Annotated in this window: 6 protein-coding genes; 4 read left to right on the top strand and 2 right to left on the bottom strand. The window is 75.2% G+C overall.

Annotated features, from left to right (window positions below):
* Nucleotides 1-91 precede the first annotated feature (91 nt).
* Nucleotides 92-1,561: an MFS transporter gene (locus tag ACFUEL_RS33695; RefSeq protein ID WP_380241053.1), complete on the bottom strand. Its 1,470-nt coding sequence runs from the start codon at nt 1,559-1,561 to the stop codon at nt 92-94.
* A gap of 163 nt (nt 1,562-1,724) precedes the next feature.
* On the opposite strand from ACFUEL_RS33695, the gene ACFUEL_RS33690 reads away from it, so the two are divergent.
* The gene (locus ACFUEL_RS33690; RefSeq protein WP_380241055.1) at nt 1,725-2,405 is read left to right on the top strand and encodes a TetR/AcrR family transcriptional regulator; all 681 of its coding nucleotides are present in this window, start codon (nt 1,725-1,727) and stop codon (nt 2,403-2,405) included.
* 132 nt (nt 2,406-2,537) lie between these two features.
* On the top strand, nt 2,538-3,179 hold the full coding sequence (locus ACFUEL_RS33685; protein ID WP_380241051.1) for a DUF6629 family protein: 642 nt from the start codon (nt 2,538-2,540) through the stop codon (nt 3,177-3,179).
* Here ACFUEL_RS33685 and ACFUEL_RS33680 read toward each other — a convergent pair.
* A complete protein-coding gene (locus ACFUEL_RS33680; protein ID WP_380241049.1) occupies nt 3,101-4,000 on the bottom strand; it encodes a winged helix-turn-helix transcriptional regulator in 900 nt (299 codons plus the stop codon). The genes ACFUEL_RS33685 and ACFUEL_RS33680 overlap by 79 nt on opposite strands.
* Before the next feature lie 86 nt (nt 4,001-4,086).
* On the opposite strand from ACFUEL_RS33680, the gene ACFUEL_RS33675 reads away from it, so the two are divergent.
* Together ACFUEL_RS33675 and ACFUEL_RS33670 are read left to right on the top strand one after the other, a co-directional pair.
* Complete coding sequence (locus ACFUEL_RS33675; RefSeq protein WP_380241048.1) at nt 4,087-5,361, top strand: MFS transporter; 1,275 nt, start codon at nt 4,087-4,089, stop codon at nt 5,359-5,361.
* 100 nt (nt 5,362-5,461) lie between these two features.
* Entirely contained in the window at nt 5,462-5,668 is a 207-nt protein-coding gene (locus ACFUEL_RS33670) for a hypothetical protein (protein ID WP_380241046.1), read from the top strand.
* Nucleotides 5,669-5,686 lie beyond the last annotated feature (18 nt).

Raw genomic sequence — 5,686 nt, 5'->3', positions numbered from 1 at the left:
CTCAAGGGCTGGACCGGCACCTGTGCCACCTGCAACCGCCCCCTACCCCGCACAAGAACCAGACACAGAACCAGAACCTAACGAAGCACTACTAGGCGGGGTGCTCCTCGGTGCTGCGGGAGTCGGTGAGGGTGAGCGCGCCGAACGCGGTGACCAGGCCGACGAGGACCGCCAGCACGGCGTAGGTGATCCGCTCGCCGTGGAAGAAGGAGCTGACCAGGCCGCTGTCCCAGGTGCCGGCGGGGAGCTGGGTGGTGACCAGGGCGGCGATCAGGGTGCCGACGACGGCGGTGCCGACGCTGCTGCCGACCTCCTGGGCGGTGTCGTTGAGGGCGGTGCCGATCGAGGTGCGGTTCTCCGGCATCTTCTCGACCAGGGCGATGGCGCAGATGGTCATCACGGTGCGCAGGCCGACCGTCATCACGACCATGCACAGCGCGATGACGGCGTAGCCGTGCGAGACGCCCCAGGCCAGGCCGGCCAGCGAGCCGGCCAGGCAGGCCGCGCCGACCAGGCAGGCCACCCGGTGGCCGAAGCGCTTGGCGAGCCACTCGGACAGCGGGGTGGCGGCGAGCATGGTGAGGATGATCGGCAGGTTGGCCAGGCCGGCCTTGACCGGGCTCCAGCCGTAGGCGTACTGGAAGTGCAGGATCAGGCCGAACATGACGGCGGCCATCGCGATGGCGGTGCCGATCTGGGCGATGGCGGCGCCGCGGACGGTGCCGTCGGTGAAGAGCTTCAGGTCGAGCATGGGGGCGGCGGTGCGGCGCTCGTGCCACACGAAGGCGGCGCCCGCGGCGAGCGCGCCGAGGATCGAGCCGATCGTGGCGGCGGAGGCCCAGCCGTGGTCGACGCCGCTGGTGAGCGAGTAGCAGGCGAGGCCGATGGCGGCGACGCTGAGCAGCGCGCCGGGCAGGTCGAGCTTGTCGCGGGTGAGGTCCTCGGGCCGGTCGGCGGGGACGCCCAGGCGCACGCCGACGGCCGCGATCAGCGCGATCGGGGCGTTGACCAGCAGCAGCCACTGCCACTTGACGTGGGCCAGCGCGGTGCCGCCGAGCAGCGGGCCGAGGACGAAGCCGGACATGCCGACGACGATCATCACGGTCATCGCGCGCATCCGCAGCGCCGCGTCGTCGAAGAGCCGGAAGACCAGCGAGTTGGTGATCGGGGCCATCGCGGCGGCGGCGACGCCGAGGCCGGCCCGCAGGGCGATCAGCTGGCCGGCGCCGGTGACGAGGGCCACGCCCAGGCTGAGCAGGCCGAACACGGCGAGGCCGGCCAGCAGGACGCGGCGGCGGCCGAGCCGGTCGGCCATCGACCCGGCGGTCAGCAGCAGGCCGCCGAAGGTGAGCGAGTACGCGCCGGTGACCCACTGCAGCGCGGTGGTGCCGCTGCCGAGGTCGCGGCCGATGGTGGGCAGGGCGATGGACAGCAGCGTGTTGTCGACCATCTCGACGAAGAAGGCCAGGCAGAGCGCGGCCATCGGGATCCATGCCGCGCGCAGCGACGGATAGGTGCGCGGTGCCGCTGGGGCGGCGGCGGTGGTGGCGGTGCCGGTCATGGCGGCCTCCTCTCGGGGTGGGTGTCACGAATTATCGAACCGAGTTCGATACTAGAACCACGTTCGATAATCTGGCAAATGTGGTTGGATGAAGGGCATGACACCTCCGCGCCAGCGCCCCGCCGACCGCCCCTCCCGGGAGCGCCGGCGCGCCTCGCACTCCATCGAGGCCGTCCTCGGCGCCGCGGTGGAACTGCTGGACGAGTCGGGCGAGCCCGCCCTGACCATCCGCGGCCTGGCCGGCCGGCTCGGCACCGGCGTCGGCAGCGTCTACTGGTACGTGTCGGGCCGGGACGACCTGCTGGACCGCGCCGTCGACCACGTGCTCGGCGGGGTGCTGGCCGAGTTCGAGCGGCACCCCCGCACCGGCGACCCGGTCGACGAACTGCGCCGGATGGCCGTCGCGCTGTTCGACGCGGTGGTGGACCGCCCCTGGCTGGGCTCGCGCTTCATGCGCGGCATCGACGCGGAGGGCAACTCGCTGCGGCTCTACGAGGAGCTGGGGCGGCAGCTGCTGCGGCTCGACCTCACCCCGCTGCAGCGCTTCCACGCCGTGACGGCGGTGCTCGGCGTGGTGGTCAGCGCCGCCGCCGACCTGGGCCAGGAGCCGCCGCAGGCGGTGGTCGACGGCCTGGTGGAACGCGAGGAGTACCTCGGCCGCTACGCCACCAACTGGCGCGCGCTCGACCCCGGGAAGTACCCCTTCCTGCACGACATCGTCGACGCGTTCGACGGCCACGACGACAGGGCGCAGTTCCTCGCCGCCCTCGACCTGACCCTGGCCGGCCTGCGACAGCTGGCCGACCGGGCCCCGAACGGCGACGCCCCGGCCGAGGACCGCTGACGCCCCCGGCACCCGGCCCCACCGCGACCGCCCGCGCCCCCGCCCGGTCCTGCCCGGTCCTGCCCGGTCCCGTCCCCGTCCCGCCGCCGCGCCGCTCCGGCACCGCGTCCCGGCGGCTCGTAGGCTGGCCGGATGTGCTGGAGCGCGGAGGCCGACCTGGCCGCCGGGGCCGCGGTGGCGGCGGTCGGCGTCGGCGCGGTGCTGCGCGCCGGGGTGTCGCGGCGGCTGCCGCTGGCCGCGCTGCCGCTGCTGCTGGGCGCGCACCAGCTGGTGGAGGCGGGTGTGTGGGCGGGCTGGGCGTGGGCCCGGACGGTGTGGGCGGTGGTCGCGCTGCCGCTGCTGCCGCTGTACGTCCCGGCCGCGGTGTGGTGCGCGACCCGCCGCCGGGGCGCCGCGTGGTGCACCCTGCTGGGCGCGGCGGTGGCGGTGCCGCTGGCGTTCGCGGTGGCCGGGCGCCCGGTGCTGGCGCACGTGCACGGGCACACGCTGGGCTACGCGGTCGGCGTCCCGGCCCCGGGGCTGCTGCTGGCCGGGTACCTGGTGGCGGTGCTGGGCGCGCTGCTGGGCTCGGGTGACCGGTACCTGCGGCTGCTGGGCGGGATTGCCGGGCTGGGCGCGCTGGTGTGCGGCCTGCTGTGGCGGCTGGCGTTCGTCTCCACCTGGTGCGCGCTGGCCGCCCTCGCCTCGGTGCTGCTCTACCGCTGGGCGGCCGTCAGTCCGTCGAGCAGCGCCAGCACTTCGGCCACCGAGCCGCCCGGGTCGGGCACCGGGTAGAGCACCGCGCGCACGGTGCGCCCGGCGTCGACCACCAGGGTGAGCCGCTTGAGCCGGTCGGCGCCGCCGGCCCGGAAGGTGGGCAGCCGCAGGGCGCCGGCCAGCCGCAGCGCGGCGTCCGAGAGCAGCGGGAACGGGATGTTCTGGTGGGCGGCGAACGCGGCCTGCTGGTCGGGGCGCTGGGTGGAGACGCCGTGCACGGTGGCGCCGCGGGCGGTGAAGGCGTCCAGGCGGTCCCGGTAGGTGCAGGACTCGAGCGTGCAGCCGACGGTGCCGGGGATGTCGTCCCAGCCGGGCGGGTAGCCCTGGGTGCCGGGGGCGTACGCGCCGGGGAAGCAGTACAGCACCGTCCAGGGGGTGCGGGCGACCGGGTCGGCGAGCGGCGGGCGGGCGCTCCCGGAGGCGGCGGGCAGCGCGAGTTCGGGGACGCGGGTGCCGACCAGGGCGTGCACCCGGCGGGTCTCGGCGGAGCCGGGGTCGGCGGTGGCGGTCAGCGTGCCGTCGCCGAGCAGGTGGCGGCCGCCCCAGTCCTGGAGGGCGACCAGCACGGGCAGCAGCCCCCAGCCCTTGTCGGTCAAGTGGTAGGCGTAGCGCGGCGGGTGGGCGTGGTAGAGGCGCTTCTCGACCACGCCGTCCTCGACCAGGGCGCGCAGCCGGGCGGTGAGCACCTTGCGGCTGATGCCGAGGGACTCGTGCAGGGCGTCGAACTGGTGGGTGCCGCCCGCGAGGTCGCGCACCAGCAGCAGGGTCCACCAGTCGCCGACCACGGACAGCGCCTGGGCGATGGAGCAGTCGGTGTCGCCGACGTCGGTGTAGCGCATGGAGACACCTTGCCACTGCCGCGGCCGCACCGCCTATAGTGAGTTCCCCAAGGGAACTCACTACCCGCCACCAGGGGGAACGCCGCATGAGCACCACCAGCACCACCCGCACCGGCCGACCGGTGCGGGCGCCCGCCGGCGCGCCCGCCGCCGCCTTCTGGCGCTACTGGACGGCCACCACCGTCAGCGGCCTCGGCGACGCCGTCACCGCCGTCGCCCTGCCGCTGACCGCCGTCTCGGTGCTGCACGCGAGCGGCTTCCAGGTCGGCCTGGTCACCGCCGCCGGGTACGTGGCCTGGCTGGTGATCGGCCTGCCGGCCGGCGTCCTGGTGCAGCGCCTGCCGCTGCGCGGCACCCAGATCGCGATGGACCTGCTGCGCGCCGCCGCGATCGCCTCCGTCCCGCTGGCCGCCGCCCTCGGCGTGCTCGGCCTGCCGCACCTGGTGGCGGCCGCGCTGCTGGTCAGCTTCGCGAGCGTGGTCTTCGACGTCGGCAACTCCACCTTCCTGCCCTCCGTCGTGCCGCCCGAGCAGCTCACCGCCCGCAACAGCCTGACCTCCGCCACCCACGCGGCCAACCAGCTCGCCGGGCCCTCGCTCGGCGGCCTGCTGGTCCAACTGCTGGGCGCCGCCACCGCACTGGTGACCGACGCGGTCAGCTTCCTGTGCTCGGCCGCGCTGCTGCGCACCCTGCCCCGGGCCGCCGCCGAACGCCCCACACCCGGCGGCGGACGGCCGTCCTTCCGCGCGCAGATCCGCGAGGGCTGGCAGTACGTGACCCGCCACCCGGTGGTGGGCCCGTGCCTGGCCGAGGCGACCTGCATCAACTTCGTCTGCGGCGCGCTGATGGCCGTGATCCCGCTGTTCCTGGTCCGCACCGCGCACGCCCCGGCCGGCCTGGTCGGCCTGCTGATGGCCACCGAGGGCGTCGGCAGCCTGGTCGGCGCCGCCCTCACCCCCCGGCTGGCCGCCCGCTTCGGCACCGCCCGCACCCTGGTCCTCGGCTCGCTGTTCGGCGTGCTGGCCGCCCCGCTGATGGCGCTGGCCCCCGGCGGCGCCGGCCTGCTGCTGTTCGCGCTCGGCAACGCGGGCTTCGGCGCCTCCGTCGTGGTGCTCAGCATCCTGACCCGCACCCACCGGCAGACCACCACCCCCGCCGCGCTGCTGCCCCGGGTGATGGCCACCGTCCGGTTCGTCTCCTGGGGCGCCATCCCGGTCGGCGCGCTGGCGGCCGGCGCCGCCGCCTCGCTCTGGGGCCCGCGCACCGCGCTGGCCCTGGCCTGCGCGCTGACCGTGCTCTCCCCCGTCCTGCTGCTCTCCTCCCGGCTGCGCGGCGCCCGCGACCTGACCGACCTCGCCTGAATCCTCCCGCTGCGGGTGCACAGGCCCGTTCGTGCTCGTACCGTCGAAAGGGGGGCGTCGCCCGAACGGGCGATGAAATCCAGACGAGGAGGCACACCTGATGCTTACTCAGTTCCGGACCGAAACGGCGCCGCGGTCACGCACCGCTACGTCGGCCGAAGCCGCCGCCCTGGCGAGCCTGATGGTGGAGGACGAGGCCGCCGTGTCCGACGCGCCCACGTACTCGCCCGAGGCGCTGGGAGCCGGGCTGCTGGTGCTGGGGCTCCTGCTGTCGCCGAAGCCCCCGAAGGAGAAGCCGACCCGGTGACCGGGGAGGCCCGACGAC

This window comes from Kitasatospora sp. NPDC057198 (assembly GCF_042670125.1).
Lineage (GTDB): Bacteria > Actinomycetota > Actinomycetes > Streptomycetales > Streptomycetaceae > Kitasatospora.
Note: the sequence above shows the minus strand (reverse complement) of the source record. Positions and strands in the feature narration are given on the sequence as shown.

What these genes read in the sequence shown, in the direction of transcription:
- ACFUEL_RS33675 (WP_380241048.1), top strand. Translation starts at nt 4,087, where the DNA reads ATGAGCACCACCAGCACCACCCGCACCGGCCGACCGGTGCGGGCGCCC.
- ACFUEL_RS33695 (WP_380241053.1), bottom strand. Translation starts at nt 1,561, where the DNA reads ATGACCGGCACCGCCACCACCGCCGCCGCCCCAGCGGCACCGCGCACC.
- ACFUEL_RS33685 (WP_380241051.1), top strand. Translation starts at nt 2,538, where the DNA reads ATGTGCTGGAGCGCGGAGGCCGACCTGGCCGCCGGGGCCGCGGTGGCG.
- ACFUEL_RS33680 (WP_380241049.1), bottom strand. Translation starts at nt 4,000, where the DNA reads ATGCGCTACACCGACGTCGGCGACACCGACTGCTCCATCGCCCAGGCG.
- ACFUEL_RS33670 (WP_380241046.1), top strand. Translation starts at nt 5,462, where the DNA reads ATGCTTACTCAGTTCCGGACCGAAACGGCGCCGCGGTCACGCACCGCT.